This is a genomic window from Sphingomonas sp. P4_G2 (assembly GCF_056401155.1).
Genome location: NZ_JBFUJY010000001.1, coordinates 345001 through 364029, shown reverse-complemented (window position 1 = coordinate 364029; position 19029 = coordinate 345001). Strand labels below are relative to the sequence as shown.

Annotated in this window: 18 protein-coding genes (1 of these 18 only partly in view); 7 read left to right on the top strand and 11 right to left on the bottom strand. The window is 66.1% G+C overall.

The genetic code is table 11. The annotated features are described in order from the left end of the window. Positions 1 to 29: 29 nt before the first annotated feature. Positions 30 to 1091 (bottom strand): class I SAM-dependent methyltransferase, encoded by a 1062-nt coding sequence (locus AC1DRD_RS01615; RefSeq protein ID WP_478039827.1) that lies wholly within the window; start codon positions 1089 to 1091, stop codon positions 30 to 32. Between the two features lie 113 nt (positions 1092 to 1204). Then, positions 1205 to 1606, bottom strand: coding sequence for an SRPBCC family protein (locus AC1DRD_RS01610; RefSeq protein WP_478039825.1), 402 nt, complete (start codon positions 1604 to 1606; stop codon positions 1205 to 1207). Between the two features lie 126 nt (positions 1607 to 1732). On the opposite strand from AC1DRD_RS01610, the gene AC1DRD_RS01605 reads away from it, so the two are divergent. Beyond that, positions 1733 to 2323: a bifunctional transcriptional activator/DNA repair enzyme AdaA gene (locus AC1DRD_RS01605; RefSeq protein ID WP_478039823.1), complete on the top strand. Its 591-nt coding sequence runs from the start codon at positions 1733 to 1735 to the stop codon at positions 2321 to 2323. Between the two features lie 139 nt (positions 2324 to 2462). On the opposite strand, the gene AC1DRD_RS01600 is transcribed toward AC1DRD_RS01605, so the two are convergent. Further along, entirely contained in the window at positions 2463 to 3479 is a 1017-nt protein-coding gene (locus AC1DRD_RS01600) for an LLM class flavin-dependent oxidoreductase (RefSeq protein ID WP_478039821.1), read from the bottom strand. Further along, positions 3479 to 4384, bottom strand: coding sequence for an ATP-grasp domain-containing protein (locus AC1DRD_RS01595; protein WP_478039819.1), 906 nt, complete (start codon positions 4382 to 4384; stop codon positions 3479 to 3481). The genes AC1DRD_RS01600 and AC1DRD_RS01595 overlap by 1 nt, the downstream gene beginning before the upstream one ends. Before the next feature lie 199 nt (positions 4385 to 4583). Between AC1DRD_RS01595 and AC1DRD_RS01590 the strand changes: the two genes are divergently transcribed. The 4 genes from AC1DRD_RS01590 to AC1DRD_RS01575 all read left to right on the top strand — a co-directional run bounded on the left by AC1DRD_RS01590 (position 4584) and on the right by AC1DRD_RS01575 (position 9471). Then, on the top strand, positions 4584 to 6455 hold the full coding sequence (locus AC1DRD_RS01590) for an ABC-F family ATP-binding cassette domain-containing protein (protein ID WP_478039817.1): 1872 nt from the start codon (positions 4584 to 4586) through the stop codon (positions 6453 to 6455). A 282-nt stretch (positions 6456 to 6737) separates the two neighbouring features. Then, entirely contained in the window at positions 6738 to 8291 is a 1554-nt protein-coding gene (locus AC1DRD_RS01585; protein ID WP_478039816.1) for a WS/DGAT/MGAT family O-acyltransferase, read from the top strand. After that, positions 8291 to 8755 carry a phasin family protein gene (locus AC1DRD_RS01580; RefSeq protein WP_478039814.1) on the top strand — a complete coding sequence of 155 codons (465 nt, stop codon included), beginning with the start codon at positions 8291 to 8293 and terminating at the stop codon, positions 8753 to 8755. Before AC1DRD_RS01585 ends, AC1DRD_RS01580 begins: the two co-directional genes overlap by 1 nt. Positions 8756 to 8763: 8 nt before the next feature. Next, the gene (locus AC1DRD_RS01575) at positions 8764 to 9471 is read left to right on the top strand and encodes a hypothetical protein (RefSeq protein ID WP_478039812.1); all 708 of its coding nucleotides are present in this window, start codon (positions 8764 to 8766) and stop codon (positions 9469 to 9471) included. 87 nt (positions 9472 to 9558) lie between these two features. Here AC1DRD_RS01575 and AC1DRD_RS01570 read toward each other — a convergent pair whose 3' ends face one another. The 7 genes from AC1DRD_RS01570 to AC1DRD_RS01540 all read right to left on the bottom strand — a co-directional run bounded on the left by AC1DRD_RS01570 (position 9559) and on the right by AC1DRD_RS01540 (position 15856). Next, on the bottom strand, positions 9559 to 10344 hold the full coding sequence (locus tag AC1DRD_RS01570; protein ID WP_478039810.1) for an esterase/lipase family protein: 786 nt from the start codon (positions 10342 to 10344) through the stop codon (positions 9559 to 9561). A 35-nt stretch (positions 10345 to 10379) separates the two neighbouring features. Next, complete coding sequence (locus tag AC1DRD_RS01565) at positions 10380 to 10913, bottom strand: N-acetyltransferase family protein (protein WP_478039808.1); 534 nt, start codon at positions 10911 to 10913, stop codon at positions 10380 to 10382. Then, entirely contained in the window at positions 10910 to 11986 is a 1077-nt protein-coding gene (locus tag AC1DRD_RS01560) for a PHA/PHB synthase family protein (RefSeq protein WP_478039806.1), read from the bottom strand. Before AC1DRD_RS01560 ends, AC1DRD_RS01565 begins: the two co-directional genes overlap by 4 nt. 98 nt (positions 11987 to 12084) lie before the next feature. Further along, positions 12085 to 12432, bottom strand: a complete 348-nt coding sequence (locus tag AC1DRD_RS01555) for a poly(R)-hydroxyalkanoic acid synthase subunit PhaE (protein WP_478039804.1) — start codon at positions 12430 to 12432, stop codon at positions 12085 to 12087. A 177-nt stretch (positions 12433 to 12609) separates the two neighbouring features. Beyond that, on the bottom strand, positions 12610 to 13242 hold the full coding sequence (locus tag AC1DRD_RS01550; RefSeq protein WP_478039803.1) for an Isoquinoline 1-oxidoreductase subunit: 633 nt from the start codon (positions 13240 to 13242) through the stop codon (positions 12610 to 12612). After that, a complete protein-coding gene (locus AC1DRD_RS01545; RefSeq protein WP_478039801.1) occupies positions 13239 to 15392 on the bottom strand; it encodes a xanthine dehydrogenase family protein molybdopterin-binding subunit in 2154 nt (717 codons plus the stop codon). The genes AC1DRD_RS01550 and AC1DRD_RS01545 overlap by 4 nt, the downstream gene beginning before the upstream one ends. Next, entirely contained in the window at positions 15389 to 15856 is a 468-nt protein-coding gene (locus tag AC1DRD_RS01540) for a (2Fe-2S)-binding protein (RefSeq protein ID WP_478039800.1), read from the bottom strand. The genes AC1DRD_RS01545 and AC1DRD_RS01540 overlap by 4 nt, the downstream gene beginning before the upstream one ends. Positions 15857 to 15956: 100 nt before the next feature. Between AC1DRD_RS01540 and AC1DRD_RS01535 the strand changes: the two genes are divergently transcribed. Both AC1DRD_RS01535 and AC1DRD_RS01530 read left to right on the top strand, forming a co-directional pair. Then, positions 15957 to 18425, top strand: coding sequence for a DegT/DnrJ/EryC1/StrS family aminotransferase (locus AC1DRD_RS01535; protein WP_478039799.1), 2469 nt, complete (start codon positions 15957 to 15959; stop codon positions 18423 to 18425). Continuing rightward, on the top strand, positions 18422 to 19029 hold the 5' portion of the coding sequence (locus AC1DRD_RS01530) for a glycosyltransferase family 2 protein (protein ID WP_478039797.1). 463 nt of this gene lie beyond the right edge of the window; only the first 608 of its 1071 coding nucleotides appear in the window; it begins with the start codon at positions 18422 to 18424; the stop codon falls past the right edge of the window. Before AC1DRD_RS01535 ends, AC1DRD_RS01530 begins: the two co-directional genes overlap by 4 nt.

The window sequence follows — 19029 nt, the reverse complement described above, 5'->3', positions numbered from 1 at the left end:
CGACCGCCACTCCGACCGATTCTCCGACCTCACCGCGCCTCGAGCACCATGTTGAACGGTCCCTCCGCCGCGCGCCGGACTGACTCGAACCCGCCTTGCCGGATGACCTCGGTCAGCTTTGCCTCGCCGGCCTGTGCGCCCAGGCCCTCGCCGACTTCCTGATCGAGCGAGGTCGGCACGCAGATCATCGTCGAGGCATTGTAATAGAGCCGGCCGACCGGGTTCATATTCTGCGCCGGCGCGTCGCCGGCGATCGGCTCGACGATCATCCAGCTGCCGCCCGGCGCCAGGATGCGCCGCATATGCCCAGCGCAACCGCGCGGGTCGCCCATGTCATGCAGGCAATCGTACATCGTGATCAGGTCGAAGCCCTGTTCGGCGATATCCTTCGCGGTCGCCACCTCGAACCGCACGCGATCGCCCAGCCCATGCTCGCCGGCATGGCGCCGCGCTTCGTCGATCGACGGCTCGTGGAAATCGTATCCGACGAAATTGCTCTCGGGATAGGCCTCAGCCATCAGCAGCGTCGAAAATCCGACACCGCACCCGACATCTGCAACCCGCGCGCCGGCGTGCAGCTTGGCCTCCACCCCGTCGAGCGCGGGAATCCAAGCCTGCACGATATTGTTGACATAGCCCGGGCGGAAAAAGGCACCGGTCGCGCAGAACAGGCACCCGGCATGGTCGCCCCAGCGCACGCCCTTGCCCTCACGAAAGCATTCCTCGACCTTGGGCTCGGCCTCGATCATCGCGGCGACCAGCTCGAACGCGCCGGCGAGATAGACCGGGCTGTCGCGGTGGTGGAACACCATCGCCTGTTCGGGCGACAGGCTGAACTGCTCGCTGGCCGGATCGTAGTCGACATAGCCGTTCGCCGTCTGGGCCAGCGCCCATTCGCGCACATAGCGTTCGTGCAGGCCGCCCGCGCGATGCGCCAACTCGGCGGCGGTCGCCGGAGCGTCGGCCAAAGCGTCGAACAACCCCAGACGAAGGCCCAGGCGGACGGTCGGCACACTCATCGCGCCACCCAAATCTCCCAGCATCTTTCCGACAAAGGCATGAAATTTCGCGTCGTCGATAGCGGCAGCCATGGCATGTCTCCCCATGCGTGATGCGCCCGACACTCCATCTTTCGCGGAGTCACGGGCGTTTTATCACAGCGCCGAGGCGGCCGCGAATCGAACGTCGAGCGGCGACGCGCGGCTCAGCGGCTTCCCTCGAAATGCGCCTTCATCATCGCCAATCCATGCGCCATCGCGGGCGAGACCTGATCGACCAGCGCGTCCGGTAGGAGATCGGCGATCCAGGCGACGTGCGTGCCATCGGCCGCGGCCGTGACGGTCAGGACGCCGTTATGATGCTCGAACTCCTTGATCGTCCAGACCAGACGCTGCGCATCATCGTCGATCGAGACGATCGTCTCGTCGAACACCTGCCCATTGACGAAGGTGACCCGGCGGACCGGCGCGCCCTCGCAGGGCAGCATCTCGGTGGCGGTGACGAAACCCGGCACGAGGCGATCGTGCAACCGGCCGACATCGCGCGCGGCGTTCCACACCTCGTCGGGATTCGCCGCGATGAAAGTCTGATGATGAATCGAGGCCATGACATTCTCTCCGATCGTTGGATCACCATCGGATATCGCCATTGCCCCAATCCGGCTGGCAGGATTCGGACGCGGTCAACGGGATCGGGCGACAGGGCGAGCGCGACCATTTATAGTTGGATGGTGATGACACGGCCCGCCGACCCGCCAGCCGAACTCGATTTCGAATTCTGCGAGCGTGTGCGCTACGCGCGCGATGCCGCGTTCGACGGCGCGATATTCATCGCCGTCACCTCGACCCGGATCTATTGCCGGCCGGTCTGCCCAGTGCGCCAGCCCATGTCGCGCAACGTCCGCTATTTCCCAAGCGCCGCCGCGGCGGAAGCAGCCGGCTTCCGGCCATGCCTGCGCTGCCGGCCGGAAACCGCGCAGCATTCGCCAGCCTGGCGCGGTGCGCGCGCCACCGTCGATCGCGCACTCCGGCTGATCGAGCAGGGTGCGCTCGATCAGGCCGGCGTCGAGGCCCTGGCCGAGCGCCTGGGGATCGGCGGGCGTCATTTGTCGCGGTTGTTCCGGCGCTATCTCGACACGACACCGCTCGCGGCGGCGCGCACGGCGAGGATTCAGCGCGCCAAGCGGCTGATCGACAGCACCGACCTCGGCATGACCGAGATCGCGCTCGCCTCGGGCTTCGGCAGCGTGCGATCGTTCAACGCCGCGTTCCAACAGGTCTATCGCCGCCCACCCACCGCGATCAGGCGACGCGCAGCCGGTTAGGGTCGTTTTCAGCCTTGCTGATCGGTGCCGGCCCGCTCCCCCACCCGGCTTCCCATAGAATATCCTGATTGGGAGGCCGGGTGGGGGGAGCGGGCCGGTGCCGCAACCGTTTCAGCTTTGCTGAAACAACCCTAGACGCTCAGGCGGTGCCCATCACCTGCACCGCGAACCGCTCCATCTCCTCCGTTTGCGGGCTCATCTGGAGCAGCAACAAGTCGAGGCCGGCATCTTCATATTCGGCGATGCGCTCCTTGAGCTGTTCGGGCGTGCCGACCAGATTGGGGCGCAGTCCACGGTTCGACACCGAATATTCCTGGATCTTGAGTTCGCGTTCAAGCTGGGTGCCCGACAGCCATTGGTCGAAATTGGCATAGCCGGCGGGCAGGTCGCTGACCGTGGTGATGCGGTCGAGCTCGCGCTTGGCCTCGGCCTCGCTGTCGCGGACGATCGCATAGGCCGCCATGCCGTAGTGCATCGGCGCGCCGCCGGCCGCCTCGCGCCGTGCCGCCATATCGGCGATCTTGGGCGCGATCGCCTCGGCCGGATCGCCGTGCATCACATAGGCGTCGCATTGCGCCGCGATCATCGTCTTGGCCTTCTCGCTCTCGCCGCCGGCATAGACCGTCGGGCGTTTGGCGGGTTTTGGCGAGCAGATCGCATCCTCGGTCTTGTAGAACTGGCCGTCGAAGCTGAAGCGTTCCTTGGTCCACAGCCCGTCGACCACCTTCAGCCATTCCTCGGTCCGCGCGTAGCGATCGTCATGCTGATCGAACTGCAAGCCATATTGCCGCGCCTCGTCCGCCCACCAGGACGACACAACGTTGAGCGCGAGCCGCCCGTTGGAGATACGATCGATATTCGCCGCCGCTTTGGCGAACAAAGCCGGGTGGTGGAAATTGGGGCGTACCGCGACCATCAGCTCGATCTTGTCGGTCACCGCCGCCAGCGCCGCCGCGGTCGACCAGGCATCGAGCGCGGGCTGCTCCACACCCTTGATGTCGTTCAGATTGAGCTCGGCGATCAGCGACAGGTCATAGCCCCATTGCTCCGACCGCTGGGTCAGCCGCTTCACATAATCCCAGCTCGCCTGCATCCCCTCATCGGGGACGTTCCTGAGCCAGCCGCCGAACACCGGCATCCAGTAACCGTAGCGCATCAGGATTCGGCCTCCGCAATGAGAGTGTCGAGCCAGTCGATCAGCTTTTCGTGCGGATCCCAGCCGAGCACGTTCAGCGGCTGGGCGACGAAATTCGACAGCGCGTTGATATCGTAGAAGCGCGGCGTGCCGTCGCGGTCGTCGATCATCACTTCGATCCCGCCGACGTCGAGGTTCATCGCGCGGGAGATGGTCTCTACCGCCGTGATCAGCTCGGGCGCGGGCTCGATCGCCTTCATGCTGATGGTCGAATCGGCGACGCAGGCATCGGCCGGACACAGGTCGAACGCGCCGCCGCCAACAATCTCGATCGCGTAAAGGTATTTGCGGTTCAGCGTCTCGATCCGCGTGATCGTCCCGCCGCGCGCCGGCACATAATCCTGCACCAACAGGACGCCATCGACGCTGACCGGCAATTGCTTCTCGGCCACCGCCCAGCGCAGCTCGGCCATATTGTCGAAGCGCATGATCCCGGCGCCCGACCCGCCGATATTGGCCTTCACCACCAGCGGGAACGACAAGGTCGCCGCGGCCGCTTCGATATCGGCGGCGCGATGGACGACGCGGGTTTCGGGAATGCCAAGGCCCAGGCCGGCGATCAGCGCGAGCTGGCGCGCCTTGGACGCGTCGATCGCCATGACGTCGGCGCCGTTGACCACGCGTGCGCCCGAGCGGCGCCAGTGATCGAGTAAGGCCATAGTGTGGAAGATCGGATGCTCGTCGGCGCGCAGGAAACTCGACATCGCGATGCGGTTGAGCACCACCGGCGCGGGGATTTCGGTGTTGGCCGGGTTCCAATAGCCGTCGGGACCGAACGAATTGTAGGAAACGCCGCGGCGATCGAGTGCGGCGAACAGCGGGGCGAACCACTGAGGATGTTCGTAGAGAATCGCTAGGTCGGTCACTTCATTCCTCGTCACCCCGGCCTTGTGCCGGGGTCCAAAGCGCAACTGGGACTCGCTCGAGCCTCGCCTCCGCCGCTTGCCGCCCGTTGGACCCCGGCACAAGGCCGGGGTGACGGTTTTGGGTAGCGCGCAGTAAATAAAGGCGCTGCCTGCCTGTGGATAGGCAAGCCCGTCACCACCTGCTACAGGCGCGGCCCTCATGCTCAATCTGACCGACATCACGGTCCGCCTCGGCGGGCGGACGATCATCGACGGCGCCACCGCGAAGCTGCCGCCGCGCAGCCGCGTCGGGCTGATCGGGCGCAACGGCGCCGGCAAGACGACGCTCGTCCGCGTCATCGCCGGGATGCTCGAGCCCGATACCGGGTCGGTCGACATGCCGCGCGGCAGCCGGCTCGGCTATATCGCGCAGGACGCGCCGGCGGGCGCCGCGACACCGTTCGAGACCGTGCTCGCCGCCGATGTCGAGCGCGCCGCGTTGATGCATGAGTCCGAAACCAGCCACGACCCCGATCGTCTGGGCGAAATCCACGAGCGGCTGAATGCGATCGACGCGCATACCGCACCGTCGCGCGCCGCACGAATCCTGGTTGGCTTGGGCTTCGACGAGGAAGCGCAGCATCTCCCGCTCGACAGTTTCTCGGGCGGCTGGCGGATGCGCGTCGCGCTTGCCAGCCTGCTCTTCTCGCAACCCGACCTGCTGCTGCTCGACGAGCCGTCGAATCACCTCGATCTCGAAGCGGTGCTGTGGCTGGAGGATTTCCTCAAATCCTATCCCGCGACGATCGTTTTGGTCAGCCACGAGCGCGACTTCCTCAACAACGTCGTCGACCACATCCTGCATCTCGAGCGCGGCAAGACCTGGCTCTATCCGGGCGGATACGACGCGTTCGAGCGCCAGCGCGCCGAGCGCCAGGCACAGGCCGCCTCGGCGCGCGCCAAGCAGCAGGCCGAGCGCGAGAAATTGCAGGATTATATCGCGCGCAATTCGGCACGCGCGTCGACCGCCAAACAGGCACAGAGCCGCGCCAAGGCGCTCGCGCGGATGCAGCCGATCGCCGAAATCGTCGACGATCCGTCGTTGAGCTTCGACTTCCCCAATCCCGGCGAATTGCGCCCGCCGCTGATCACGCTCGACATGGCGGCGGTCGGTTACGGCGAGACGCCGGTGCTCAGGAAGCTCAATTTGCGGCTCGATCCCGACGATCGCATCGCGCTGCTCGGCCGCAACGGTAACGGCAAGACCACGCTCGCGCGCCTGCTTGCAGCCCAGCTCGCGCCGATGGAAGGCGCGATGAACGCGACCGGCAAGATGAAGGTCGGCTATTTCACCCAGTATCAGGTCGAGGAGCTCGACAGCGGCGACACCCCGCTCCAGCACATGACGCGGATCATGAAGGGCGCGACGCCGGGCGCGGTGCGCGCGCAGCTCGGCCGCTTCGGTTTCTCGGGCGACAAGGCGACGACGATGGTCGGCAAATTGTCGGGCGGCGAGCGCGCGCGGCTGGCGCTGGCGCTCATCACGCGCGAGGCGCCGCACCTGCTGATCCTCGACGAGCCGACCAACCACCTCGACGTCGATGCCCGCGAGGCGCTGGTCCAGGCGCTCAACGCTTATTCGGGCGCCGTCGTGATCGTCAGCCACGACCGCCACATGCTCGAGATGAGCGCCGACCGGCTGGTGCTGGTCGACAACGGCACCGCGTCGGATTTCGACGGCAATCTGGACGATTATATCGCGTTCGTGCTGGCGAAGGATGCCGGGAGCGAAGGGTCGTCCGAGGCCAAGGTCAGCCGCAAGGACGCCCGCCGCGCCGCCGCCGAAGCGCGCGAACAGAGCCAGGGGCTGCGCAAGGCGGCCAAGGCAGCCGAGGCCGAGCTGGCGAGGCTGACCGAGCAGCGCAGCGTGATCGATCGCGCGATGTTCGATCCGTCGTCAGCGGCGCCGGATCTCGCCAAGCTGACGATGACGGCGCTGATGAAGCACCGTGCCGAGGTCGAGGCGAAGATCGAGGCGGCGGAAGCTGCGTGGCTGGAAGCGAGCGAGAAGCTGGAGCAAGTGGCGGCGTAAAAACTCCTTCTCCCCTTGTGGGAGAAGGAGGGAGGCGCGAAGCGCCGGAAGGATGAGGGGGACTCACAGGCGGTATCGCTCGCAACTCCCCCCTCACCCTTCCGCGGCTACGCCGCTCCCTCCCTCTCCCACAAGGGGAGAGGGAGAATTGGCCGCATCGCGCCGCCTCTTGAGACCCCAGCTTTCGCTGGGGTGACGGCTGTTGGCGATTCGCTCCCGGCTCCTCCCCATGATACGCTCCCTCCCCGACCGGCCTGCGCCGGCGCATGGGGAGAGAGCCTGATGCAGCAATTGAGCGCGCAGGATGCGTCGTTCGTCTATCTCGAAACTCCGCACACGCCGATGCATATCGGATCGGTCGGCATCTACGATCCATCGACCTCGCCCGGCGGGTTCGTGCGGTTCAAGGACATCCTCCGCTTCATTGCCAGCCGGCTGCAGGGCGCGCGCAGTTTCCGCCAGCGGCTGGTCCGCGTGCCGTTCGACGTCGACCATCCCTATTGGATCGAGGATCCCGAGTTCGACCTCGAATTCCATGTCCGCCACATCGCTTTGCCCAAGCCCGGCGACTGGCGCCAGCTCTGCATCCAGGTCGCGCGGCTGCACGCGCGCCCGCTGGATCTGTCGAAGCCCTTGTGGGAATTCACCGTGGTCGAGGGGCTGGACAACATCCCCGGTCTGCCACCGGGGTGCTTCGCGCTCGTCTCCAAGGTCCATCACGCCGCGATCGACGGCATGTCGGGAGTCGAGATGTCGGCAGCGGTCCACGACCTCGACCCGTTGATGGCGACGCCCGACAAGCCCGACACCTGGCAGCCCGAGAACATGCCGCGCGTCGCCGATCTGCTGACGCGCAGTTATTTCAACAATCTGCTCCAGCCGATGCGCATCGCCGAGACGATTGGCCGCTCGCTGCCCGGCATGGCCAAGCTCGCGGTGCAGGCGGGCAAGGGCGACGTCTCCCTCAAGAACACCCGCCCTGCGCCCAACACGCGGTTCAACGGCAAGGTCGGCGCGCATCGCGTGTGGGACGCGGTGCCGTTCAAGCTGGCCGAGGTGCGCGCGGTCAAGGACGTGGTGCCCGATGCGACGGTCAACGACGTCATCCTGACCGTGGTTGGCGGCGCGCTACGCAGCTACCTGCTCGACAAGGGCGAATTGCCCAAGGAGACGCTGACCGCGATGGCGCCGATTTCGGTGCGGCAGGAAGGCGAGAAGGCTTCGCTCGGCAATCTCGTTTCGGCGATGGTGGTCGGGCTGGGCACGCAGATCGCCGACCCGCTCGAGCGGCTGCGCTTCGTCCATGGCGAGGCGGTCAATTCGAAGGCGATGACCAATGCGGTCGGCGCGCGGACCCTGGCGGATTACTCGAAGCTGATCCCGTCGGGCCTCGCCGGGCTTGGCGCTCGCCTCTACACGCGGGTGGGTGCCGCCAACATGCACGCGCCGGCATTCAACTGCGTCGTCACCAATATTCCGGGCCCGCGCGTGCCGCTCTATTTCTGCGGCGCGAAGATGCTGGCGATGTACGGCACCGCGCCGGTGTTCGACTCGATGGGCCTGATCAACCCGGTCTATTCGTACGGCGACACGATCGCGGTGTCGTTCACCGCCGATCGCGACATGCTGCCCGATCCGGACAATTACGCCCAGGCGCTGCGGGAGTCGTTCGAGGCGCTGAAGGCCGCGGCGACGCAACCGGCCACCAAGCCCGCCAACCAGAACAAGCCTGCGCCAAAACCCCGCGCCGCGGCGAAACCGCGCGCGGCCGCTAAACCCAAAATTCCTGCCAAACCCGCCGCCAAGCGGGCACCTCGTGCCAAAGGAGCAAAGTGATGGCGAAGAAGGTCAAGGACGCGATCGATAAGGGTGCGAAGCGCGCCAAGGACGCGACGGACAAGGCCGCCGCGGCGACCAAGAAGGCAACCGACCGCGCGGCGAAGGCCGCCAAGGACGCCACCGACAAGGTAGCCGGGAGCGCCAAGGCCGCCGCCGACCGCGTCGAGGGCGCGCGCGCGACCCTCAAGAAATCAGGCGAAAAGATCAAAGCCTCAAGCGAGAAGATCGCCAAGCAGGGCTCGGCGGTCAGCATGAAGATGATCGAGCATGCCGAGGAGAATACGCACCAGGCCTTCGCCGCGATGCGCGCGGCGGCGAGCGCGAAGAACCCGGCGGAAGTCGCCAAGATCCAGGGCGACTATCTCAAGCAACAGGGCGCCCGGGCACTGGCGCATGCGCGAGAGATTGGTGAACTGATCCTGCGATTCGGACGTGATGCCGTTGGGGAAGGGAAGAAGTAGCAAGCGCGATGCGGCGTGGAGCGGCAGCCCTGCTGGCAGCGGTGCTGGCAGGACCTTTGTGTGCTTGTCAGATCAAGGCCCAAGCGCCGCTGAACGACTTTCCGCCGGGGCATTGGTCCGAAACAGGATCGGAAAACTGGCGCATGCCTCACCTGGCGACCGAGTTGACACGCTCCGATCTCGACCATGCCGGTCATGGCGTGGAGCTACGGGTGATATGCTTCGCGGGTTTTGTTGAGGGCCCGCAGGGAGAGATTCCTGATGCTGAGGATGAAATTTACACCGTCGACGGCAGTCTTGGCGAACTCGCAATCGACATTAGGCTGAAAGGCTTGCCGACCGTCGCCGAACTCAAGAATCTCGAATACGGCCAACGCGCGGAGGAACAACGCGCGCCAGGGGTTGACCATAACGGCCCTGACTTCCCGGAAGTCGATCTAAGTGTCGACGATATCCGCGAGAAAGTTAGGATGTCGAACTACGGCAACAGGATCATCGTACCGATCGGCCGAGCGGCGCTCGAAGCCTATCCCCGCCACCTTTCGGAACTCCCATTTCCGTCAATCGGTCACATCCTAACCCATCGGGCCATGCGGATATTCATACCGCTAGCAAATGGCGAATTGCGAAGCGTCTATTTCGACGGCCGTGATCCGACGTGGAGAGCTTTTCTCAGACGGTGCGAAATGGTGCCCGCTACGGAAGACCCTTGGTAGATTCTGCAACGACCCGAGCGGGCGTGAAGAAGTCGGCGGTTGCATCGAGAGTGCGCATTTTCGCCAGTGTCCGCGCGCGGGGCTTGTCTAGGCGTGCCCCGCCGACGGATACACCAACGCCCGCAACCCCGTCCGCTCGAACGGGTGCCAGTCATCCTCCGGCTGCGCCAGACGGTCCGCCACTGCGTAGAGCACACTGGCGTTGATCCCCAGGCCGCAATGGCTGCCATAGACCTCGATATTGTCGCTGGTCGGGCCGACTTCCTCGCAGCAATTCTGCCACGCCACCACGCCGTCGGAGCGCGAATAGATCGCGGTCGAGGGGACCGACGGCGGTGCGGAAACCTCGTTCAGTTGCGACCTGGTATGCGCATCGTCGATCTTCTGCCCGGTCAGCATCTCATAAGCGCGCCAGACGTTCGACGCCTTGGGGCTGCCCGAAAAGGGCGAGCCCAGGGTGACGACCTGGCGCACCGCGTGCGGGATGCGCTTGGCGACCAGCCGCGCCATCACCCCGCCCAGGCTCCAGCCAATCAGGCTGACTTTCTTGCCGGTCGCCTCGTGCACTTCGAGAATGCGCGCGATCAGTTTCTCGCCTTGGTGACCAATCGCCTTGGGGCCGAGATTGCGGCCAAGTTCCCAAGCATGCGCGTCATAGCCGAGCCCTTTGAGGAAGGCGCGCAGCACCGTGGTCGAGCGATCGCTGGTGACGAATCCCGGCAGGACCATCACCGGATGCCCATCGCCGCGCGGCGCGGTGGCGAGCAAGGGTGCCGCCCAGGGCAGCGCGCCGAGTTCGGCCAGCGCGCGGGGCAATTCGGTCAGCGCGAGCAGCGCGGAGGGTGGTTTGGTCTGTACGTCAGTCTGCGGCATTGTGGCTCCTTACCCGGCACTTACGCGCCGCCCCCTCATTCGATCCCTGTCGCAGCATGCAGCGCGGCGACGCGCGCGGCGTCGTAGCTCAGGATCGCGACGTCGTGGCTGCGGCCGTCCGCGCCGCGCACCTGATCCTTGAGCATCGCTTCGGCGCGGAACCCCACGCCTTCGAACAAAGCGATCGACCCGACCTGGTCGACCGTCATCCGCGCGACCAGCTTGCTGAGCCCACGATCCTTGGCGATCATGAAAACGCCCTGGAGCAGATCGCTGCCCAGCCCCGCGCCGCGTCGTTCGGGCGCGACCAGCAACCGCACTTCGCCGACATGCGCGCTCCAGCTCAACGGATCGCGGACCAAAGCAGCGGTGGCGACGATCTGCCCGCCATCCTCGGCGATCAGGCTGTCGATCTCGCCGTCCTCAATCGCCTTGAGCCAGGCGGCGACGACGCGCGGTTCGCGCACGTCGCGGCTGAGGAACAGCAGATCGTGTTCGGGCAACGACCGGGCAAAGCCGACCATCGCCTCGGCGTCATCGGAACGGAAGCGGCGGATGGCATGGCTCATATCGATCGCACTCCCAGCCATTCGACCAGATTGGGCCACAGCCGCTTGATCGCATTGCCACCGGCGACCAGGCTGACATGGCCGCCTTTCAGGACGATCTCGTTCTTGTCCTTCGATCCGACCATCCCGATCAGCGGCGCCGAGGCGGCAGTCGGGACGATATGGTCGTGCTCGGCGGCGACGTGGAGGAACGGCACATTGATATTACCGAGATCGACGCGGCGCCCGCCGACCTCGAGGTTGCCCTCGAGCAACTCGTTGCCCCACATCAATTTCTTGGTGGTCTGGCGGAAATACTCGCCCGCCAGCGGCAATGTGTCGGCCGACCAGCGATCGAACATGCGATACGATTTCACGAAATCGTCGTTCCACAGATTGTCGTAGAGCCGGATATTGCCCGCCGCGCGCTGGCCGGGACGCAGCATGTCGAACGCGGTGTAGAGATAGTCGCCCGGGCAATTGCCGAACGTGTCGACCAGACGATCGACGTCGAAGAAGCGGCGATCGGCCCAGCTCTGGAACATCTCCATCCTGGAGAAATCGACCGGCGTGGTGAAGGTGACCAGGTTGGCCAGCCCGTCATCGGGGTGGAGCGACGCCCACAACAGCGACAACACGCCGCCGAAGCAATAAGCGACGACGGTGACGTCGTCCTCGCTCGTCTCCTCCTTCACCCGCGCGACCGCGGCGGGCAGGAAGTCGAGCACATAGCTTTCGAGGCTGAGGTTGCGCTCGTCGGCGCGCGGCGCATCCCAGTCGAGCATGAAGACGTCGAACCCGGCGTCGAGCAGATATTCGACCAGGCTCTGCCCCGGCACCATGTCGAAAATATAACCGCGATTGGTCGTCGCCATGACCAGCAGCAGCGGCACGCGGTACACATCGTCGGTGCGCGGATGGTAATGATAGAGCCGCATCGTGCCGCGCTCGATCAGCACGTCCTTGGGGGTGGCGCCGAGCGTCGGGCCGCTGGTCTGGAAGTAATCGAGCCCTTTGAGATTGCGCTGCATCGCGCGTTCGAACTCGCGTGCGGCGCCGTCGGCGAGGTCAAAGGCGGCAGTCGCGGTCGCCACTTAGTCGTGCTCCTGCGAAAGCAGGAGCCCAGGGCCGCAAGCGACCCGCCCGTTACCCTGGATTCCTGCGGTCGCAGGAATACGGGTTGGCGGCGCGGTCAGCTCTTTTTCTCCGGAGGCTTGCGCGTGCGGCTCGGCTTGGGCCGAGCAGGACGTTCGGGCTTGCCGCCGAGCTTGGCCTCGATCCGCCCGAGCTGATCCTCGATCCGCCCCAGGCGCGCCGACAGATCCTCGATCTCGGTCCGGCTCGGCATGTTGGCGGCGGCGAGCGCGCGGGTCATCATCGCGCTGATTGCTTCCTGCGTGCTCATCGTCGCGGCGGTGGCGCCGTGCATCGCACGGGTGAATTCGTCGGAGCGGGCGAAGTCGCCGCCGACCTTGTTGGCCATCTTCTCCCATTCGCCCAGCATCTCGCGAAAGAACGCGGCTGGATCGGTGCTTGTCATGGGAGCATCCTGAGTCTCGGTGCCGATTACGTCAAGCGAGCATTTTGCTGCGGGTTGAGGTGCGGCGCCGCGAACTCCCCTCCCTGGAAGGGAGGGGTCGGGGGTGGGTGGCGAGCGGAGCGAGCTCCCTTCGGTCGCACCCACCCCTAACCCCTCCCTGGAAGGGAGGGGAATAGCTCACTTCGGACAGGCAGCCCCGCTTTCCACCCAGGCTTTCGTCAATTCTCCAAACTCGGCCTGCGTCCCCGGCGCGGGGATACGGCCCGGTCCCGGTTTCCAGCCCCAGCCGACCAGCTCATCCTTGCCATTATGGTCGATCAATTGCTCGAGGCTGAGCCCGCCATTCTTCTTCGTATCCTTGATCACCGCGCAGATCTGGCCGAGCGTCAGTCCCTGCCAGGCCATGCTGCGCGGTGCCAAATGCCATTTGGGATTGCCCGGCACCGATCCACCGCCATTGCCGAAGGCGGCGTTGCGCGGACCGTGGCAGGTCGCGCATTCCATCCCCGGCGCGCCGAACCCATCCGGCCCGCGCGTCACCGGCGGCGAATGGAGCAGCATCGCATCGCCCTGGGTCGGGCTGTCGGTGCGCGGATGGCAATTGAGGCAGCGCGGCGACATCAGCACCTTGCCCATTTCGGTGAAGATCGCCGCCGAGCGCGCGTTGCGATCGGCGATGCCGGCGAATGCGCTGGCGGGCTTCAGCCCCGATGCTTCTCCGCCACGCGCGATCGACAGTGGCAGGATGATCACCGAGGCGATGAGCGCGACGACGCCGAAGCGCGGGAGCGAAATCATACCCCGGATCATGCCTTGCCTCCCAGGGTCGCGAGGTTGGAGGGATGAGCAAACGGCAATCGTTCGACCACCTTGCCGGTCAGCCGGCGCCAGGCATTGGCGACCGCGGGCGCGGCCGGCGGCAACCCGGGCTCACCGATCCCGGTCGGATCGGCGGTCGACTTGATGATCGCGACCTCGACATCGGGCATCTCGCCGATCCGCATGGATCGATAGGTGTCGAAGTTCGACTGTTGGACCACCCCGCCCTCGCCCAGCGTGATCTCGGCATAGAGCGCGTGACCCAGGCCATAGCCGATCCCGCCTTCGACCTGCGCGCGCATGACGTTGGGATTGATCGGCACGCCGCAATCGATCGCCGCCCAGATCTTGTGAACCTTGGGCAGCCCGTCAGTGCCGACCGACACTTCGGCGATCTGCGCGACAAAGGATCCGAAACTCTTGTGGAACGCGACGCCGCGGGCGCGGCCGGATTTGGCGGTCAGCCCGCCGGCAAGCTCGGCGACGCGCTTGAGCACGGTCTTGGCGCGCTCTTCCTTCATCAGCGCGAGCCGCGCCTGGATGGGGTCCTGTTTGCCGAGCTCGATCAGCCGGTCGAGGAAGGTCTCCATGACATAGGCCGTGTGGGTGTTGCCGACCGAACGCCACCACAGGGTCGGCACGCCGTTCTTCATCACGTTCACGCCGACGCGGTAATTGGGGAAGCCATAGGCCGACTTGGTCAGTCCCTCGACCATCGCGTCGTCGAACGGCTCCTTGGCGTCGAAGAACGGCGTGCCAATCATGAATGACTGGCCGGTGGTGATCGCGTCGAGCGCGACGATCGCGCCCTTGGCGTCGATCCCACCACGCAGCTTGTGGACCATCAGCGGGCGATAGCGGCCGCCAGTGATGTCGTTCTCGCGGGTCCACATATGCTTGACCGCCTGGGTGCCGCCAAGCGCCTTGACCGCTTGGGCGGATTCGACCGCATGGCCCATGTCAGGGGTAGCGCGACGGCCGAAGCTGCCGCCGGCATATTGCTCGTGGAGCGTCATGCCGGCGAAGGGCACGCCGAGCACGCCCGCCACCGCAGCAGTGTCGCCGACCTGGAACTGGCTGCCGCACCAGAAATCGGCGCCGCCCGCTTTGGATTCGATCACAGCGTCCATCGGTTCCATTGGCGCGTGCGCCAGGAACGGGAAGACATAGGTCGCCTCGATCGTCTTGGCGGCGCCGGCCAGCGCCTTGGCGGCGTCGCCATTGGCTTCGCATTGCGTGCCGGGATTCGCCGCCTGCGCCATATAGTCGCGCAGCATCGCCTCGGTCGACCGCGTCTCGGCCTGGCTAAGATCCCAGTCGACCGTGAGCGCGTTGCGGCCCTTCATCGCCGCATAGGTGTCCTTGGCATAGACGACCACACCTTGCGGGATCGGCTTGACCGCGACCACTCCGGGCACCGCCAGCGCCGCCTTGTCGTCGACCGACTTGACCTTGCCGCCGAACGCAGGCGGATGCTGGATCACCGACACGACCATGTTCGGGCGCTTGATGTCCATCGTGAATTGCGCAGCGCCGGTCGATTTGATCAGGCTGTCGATCTTGGGAACGTCGGTGCCGATCAGGGTCCATTGTTCGGGCGTCTTGAGCATTGGCTTGTCGGGGACGGGCATCGTCGCGGCAGTCGCGGCGAGATCGCCGAAGCTCGCTTTCCTCGCGCCATGGCTGACGACGCCCTTGGCAACCTTGATCTCGCCGACCGGAACGCCCCAGGTCTTGGCGGCGGCGGCGGCGAGCATCGCGCGCGCCGCGGCGCCAGCATTGCGCATCTGCATCCAGCTATTGGCCATCGCGGTCGAGCCGCCAGTGCCCATCGTGCCGAAGGCAAGGTTCTTGTAGAGCGGGTCGTTGGCCGGCGCGAATTCGACGCGCATCTGGGTCCAATCGGCATCCATCTCGTCGGCGACGATCGTCGTCAGGCCGGTCGCCGGCCCCTGGCCGAACTCGACATGCTTGATCACCACGCTGACCGTGTTGTCAGGCAGAACCCGAACGAAGGCGTTGGGCGCGAAGGTCGGCCCGGCGGGAGCCATTGCTTTCGCACCGCGCATCGGCAGCACCAGGCCGAGCACCAGGCCGGACCCGGCGAGGAACTGGCGGCGGTCGGTCGCGACGGCGGTCATGCCGACACCTTCGGGCCGGCGGCCGCGTCCTTGATCGCCTGACGGATGCGGACATAGGTCGCGCAACGGCAGATATTGCCCGCCATCCCAGCATCGATATCGGCATCGGTTGGCTTTGACTTCTGCTTGAGCAGCCCGATCGCGCTCATCACCTGGCCCGATTGGCAGAAGCCGCATTGCGGCACGTCGATCGCGACCCAGGCCTTTTGCACCGCCTCGGCGATCGGGCCCGAAACGCCCTCGATCGTTGTCACGGTTTTGCCGGCGACCGTATCGATCGGCGTCACGCACGACCGCCGGTTCTTGCCGTCGAGATGGACGGTGCAGGCGCCGCATTGCGCGATGCCGCAGCCATATTTGGTACCGGTCAGCCCGGCATGATCGCGGATCACCCAGAGCAACGGCGTGTCGGGATCGCCGTCGAACGACATGTGCTTACCGTTGAGGAGGAATTCGACCGCCATGCCAGCGTCTCCTTGGTGTTCTCTTGAGAAGGTTAGCCACGCAACTGTCCGCCGCCAAGAGTAACCTGTTTTTAGGTCCACGCCGCTAAGCCGGACGGCGATGGTTCAACTCCGCTACCCGCTGGTCGATCCCAATCCGCCGCGTCTCAGCGAGCATCTCGACGTGCTGACGCGCGTCGAGCAATCGGGCATTTATTCGAACAACGGGCCGGAACTTCGCGCCTTCGAGGCGGAAGCGACCGATCGCCTGTTCGGCGGCCAGGGCGCGTGCCTCGGCGTGGCCAACGCGACCTTGGGCCTGATGCTCGCAATCCGTCAGGCGATGGGGCGCGAGCGCGGCGCGGGCAAGCTCGCGCTGATGCCCGCCTTCACCTTCGCCGCGACCGCGCAAGCCGCCGAATGGTGCGCACTGACCCCGCTGCTCGCCGATATCGACCCCGACGACTGGTCGATGTGCGCCGCCGCCGAGGAGCGCCTGCTTCAGAAGCATGCCGGGCAGATCGCGGTCGTGGTACCCTATGCGACATTCGGCAATGCGATCGACCTCGACCGCTATGCCTGGATGATGCGGCGGCACCAGGTTGGCGTGGTCGTGGATGCCGCCGCCTCACTCGGCACGATCGATACCGGCGGCCAGGGATTCGGCGCGGGCGCACCCTTTCCAATCGTCTATTCGCTGCACGCCACCAAGACCTTCGCGGTCGCCGAGGGTGGGTTGATCCATTGCGGCGACCCGACCCTGATCGACGAACTGCGCGCGATGGCGAATTTCGGTTTCGCCGGCAGCCGCTCGGCGGCGATGCCGGGAATGAACGCCAAAATGTCCGAATTGGTCGCGGCGATGGCGCGGCTGAAGCTCGCCCAATTGGACGATGTGGCCGCACGCCGCGCGGAGATCGAAGCAAGCTATCGTCAAACGCTCGACGGCATGATGTTGCAAGCGGTCGAGGGGGCGCGCCGAGCTCTGCAATTCATGCCGGCTTTGCTCCCAGACCAGATCGATCGCGACCGTTTCGTCGCCGCACTGGCCGCCGACGGCATCGGCTGCGGCACCTATTTCAGTCCGCATCTCGGCCAGCAGCCGTGGATCCGCGATCATGCCGTTGTCGGTCCGACCCCGGCCGCCGACCGTGTCGCCGATCGCATCGTCTCGCTCCCCATTTCCGATCGCATGACCGCGGCCGACGCGCACCACATCGCGGCGCGGGTCAATGCTGCGATCCGCGCCCAGGGCACGCCGGCGAGCGCGCGCGACGTCGACGCGATGCTGATCGTCGGTGGTGGTCCGGCCGGGACCGCGCTCCTCACCGCCGCGTCGAAACAGGATCGGCTGGTTGCGCTCGCGCGGGCGGGCCTGACCGTCGTCGAACGCGACGATGCGCTCGGCGGCGGGCGGCTGGGGCAATATGCGATTTCGTCGGATTCGACCGCAGAGACCTTTTTGTCGGCGGTCAGGAATAATCCGCACCCGGAGATCGCCGCGCTGATCGATCATCCGGCGGCACGGCAGGTCGCCAGGTTCGTCGACGCGCTCGGAGTACCGCTGAGCGATGCCGGTCCGTTGCTGCGCGTGACCGGCGACCGGCTCGGTGCGATCGTCGCGGCCAATGGCGGCAATGTCGCGACCGGGCACGAAGTGCTCGAAGCGCGGCGCTCGCCGCAGGGCGGCTGGACGACGCGGCTGCGGCGGCTGGCCGACGGCAGCGAGAGCGAGCGGCGATCGCATAACATCGTGATCGCGACCGGCGGGCACCAACCGCTCGACGGGCTGGTGGCGTGCGACGTCGCGGGCGCCCCGTTGCACCGCCTCGCGGCCGGCCGGCTGATCCAGTCCGACGAATTGCTCGCCTTGGGCGGGCTCGATCGTGCGGCCGATTTGCTGCGCAGCAAACGCAATCCGAAAGTCGTCGTTATCGGCGGCTCGACCAGCGCGCTCGCCAGCGTCGCGTTGCTGTTGCGCAGCCGTCCCGGGATCGCCTTCGGCGCCGGCGGCATCACCCTGCTCCATCGCCGGCCGCTGCGGCCGTTCTACCATAGCGAAGCCGCGGCGCGGGCGGACAATTTCACCGATTTCGGCTCCGACGACATCTGCCCGGTCTCGGGGTTCGTCTATCGCCTCGGCGGTTTTCGCCTGGAAGCCCGCGAACTTGTGCTGCGCATGTTGCAGGTCGACGGCCGTGTGCCGGATCCCCGCGTGGCGGTTCATCGCATCGCGGAGGACGATGTCGAGGCGCGGACGATCGTCGAGACCGCCGATCTGGTGATCGCCGCCTTGGGCTATCGCCCGCGCGCCTTATCTCTGCTCGACACCGACGGAACGCCGGTCGCGCTCGCGGCGCATGCCGGGCGGCCGATGGTCGACCGCTATTGCCGCATCCTCGACGCCCACGACCAGCCGATCCCCGGCGCGTTCGGCATCGGGCTCGCGGCCGGGTTCGTGCCCTGGGGTCGGATGGGCGGCGAGGCGAGCTTCCGCGGTCAGGCCAATGGCCTGTGGCAATGGCAGAACGATGTCGGCCAGATGATCGTCGATCAGGTGCTGGGTGAGCGGCAAAGGGCAGTGGCATGAGCGGCCCGCAGACCGACCCGACCGTCAGCGTGGTGATGGCCGCCTATAACGGCGCGACGCTGATCGGGGAGACGCTCGACAGCCTGTGGGCGCAGAGCTTCGCCGATTTCGAAGTGATCGTGGTCGACGATTGCTCGACCGATGACACCCTCGCGGTGCTGCGTGCCTGTCCCGACCCTCGCCTCCGCGTCATCGCGGCCGAGCGGAATGCCGGCCCGGTGCGCAGCCGCAACCGCGCTTTCGCCGAGGCGCGCGGGCGCTATATCGCCGGGCTCGACCAGGACGATATCTGCCTGCCCGGCCGGTTCGAGCGCCAGGTCGCCTTTCTCGACTCACATCCCGGCATCGCCTTGGTCGCGGCGAGCGCCGCGATTCTCGAGAACGGCGCGGTTACGTCGAGCATCAAGTCGCCGGTGACGACGCCGCGGCTGGTCGAATGGCTGTTATGGATCGAGAATCCGCTGGTCTGGTCAACCGTCATGCTGCGCCGCGACCGCGTTTCGTCGAATGACGAATTCACCCGGCCCGATTATCTCTATGCCGAGGATTTCGACCTCTATCACCGGATGGCACGTCAGGGAGGGATCGCCCGGATCGACGATCC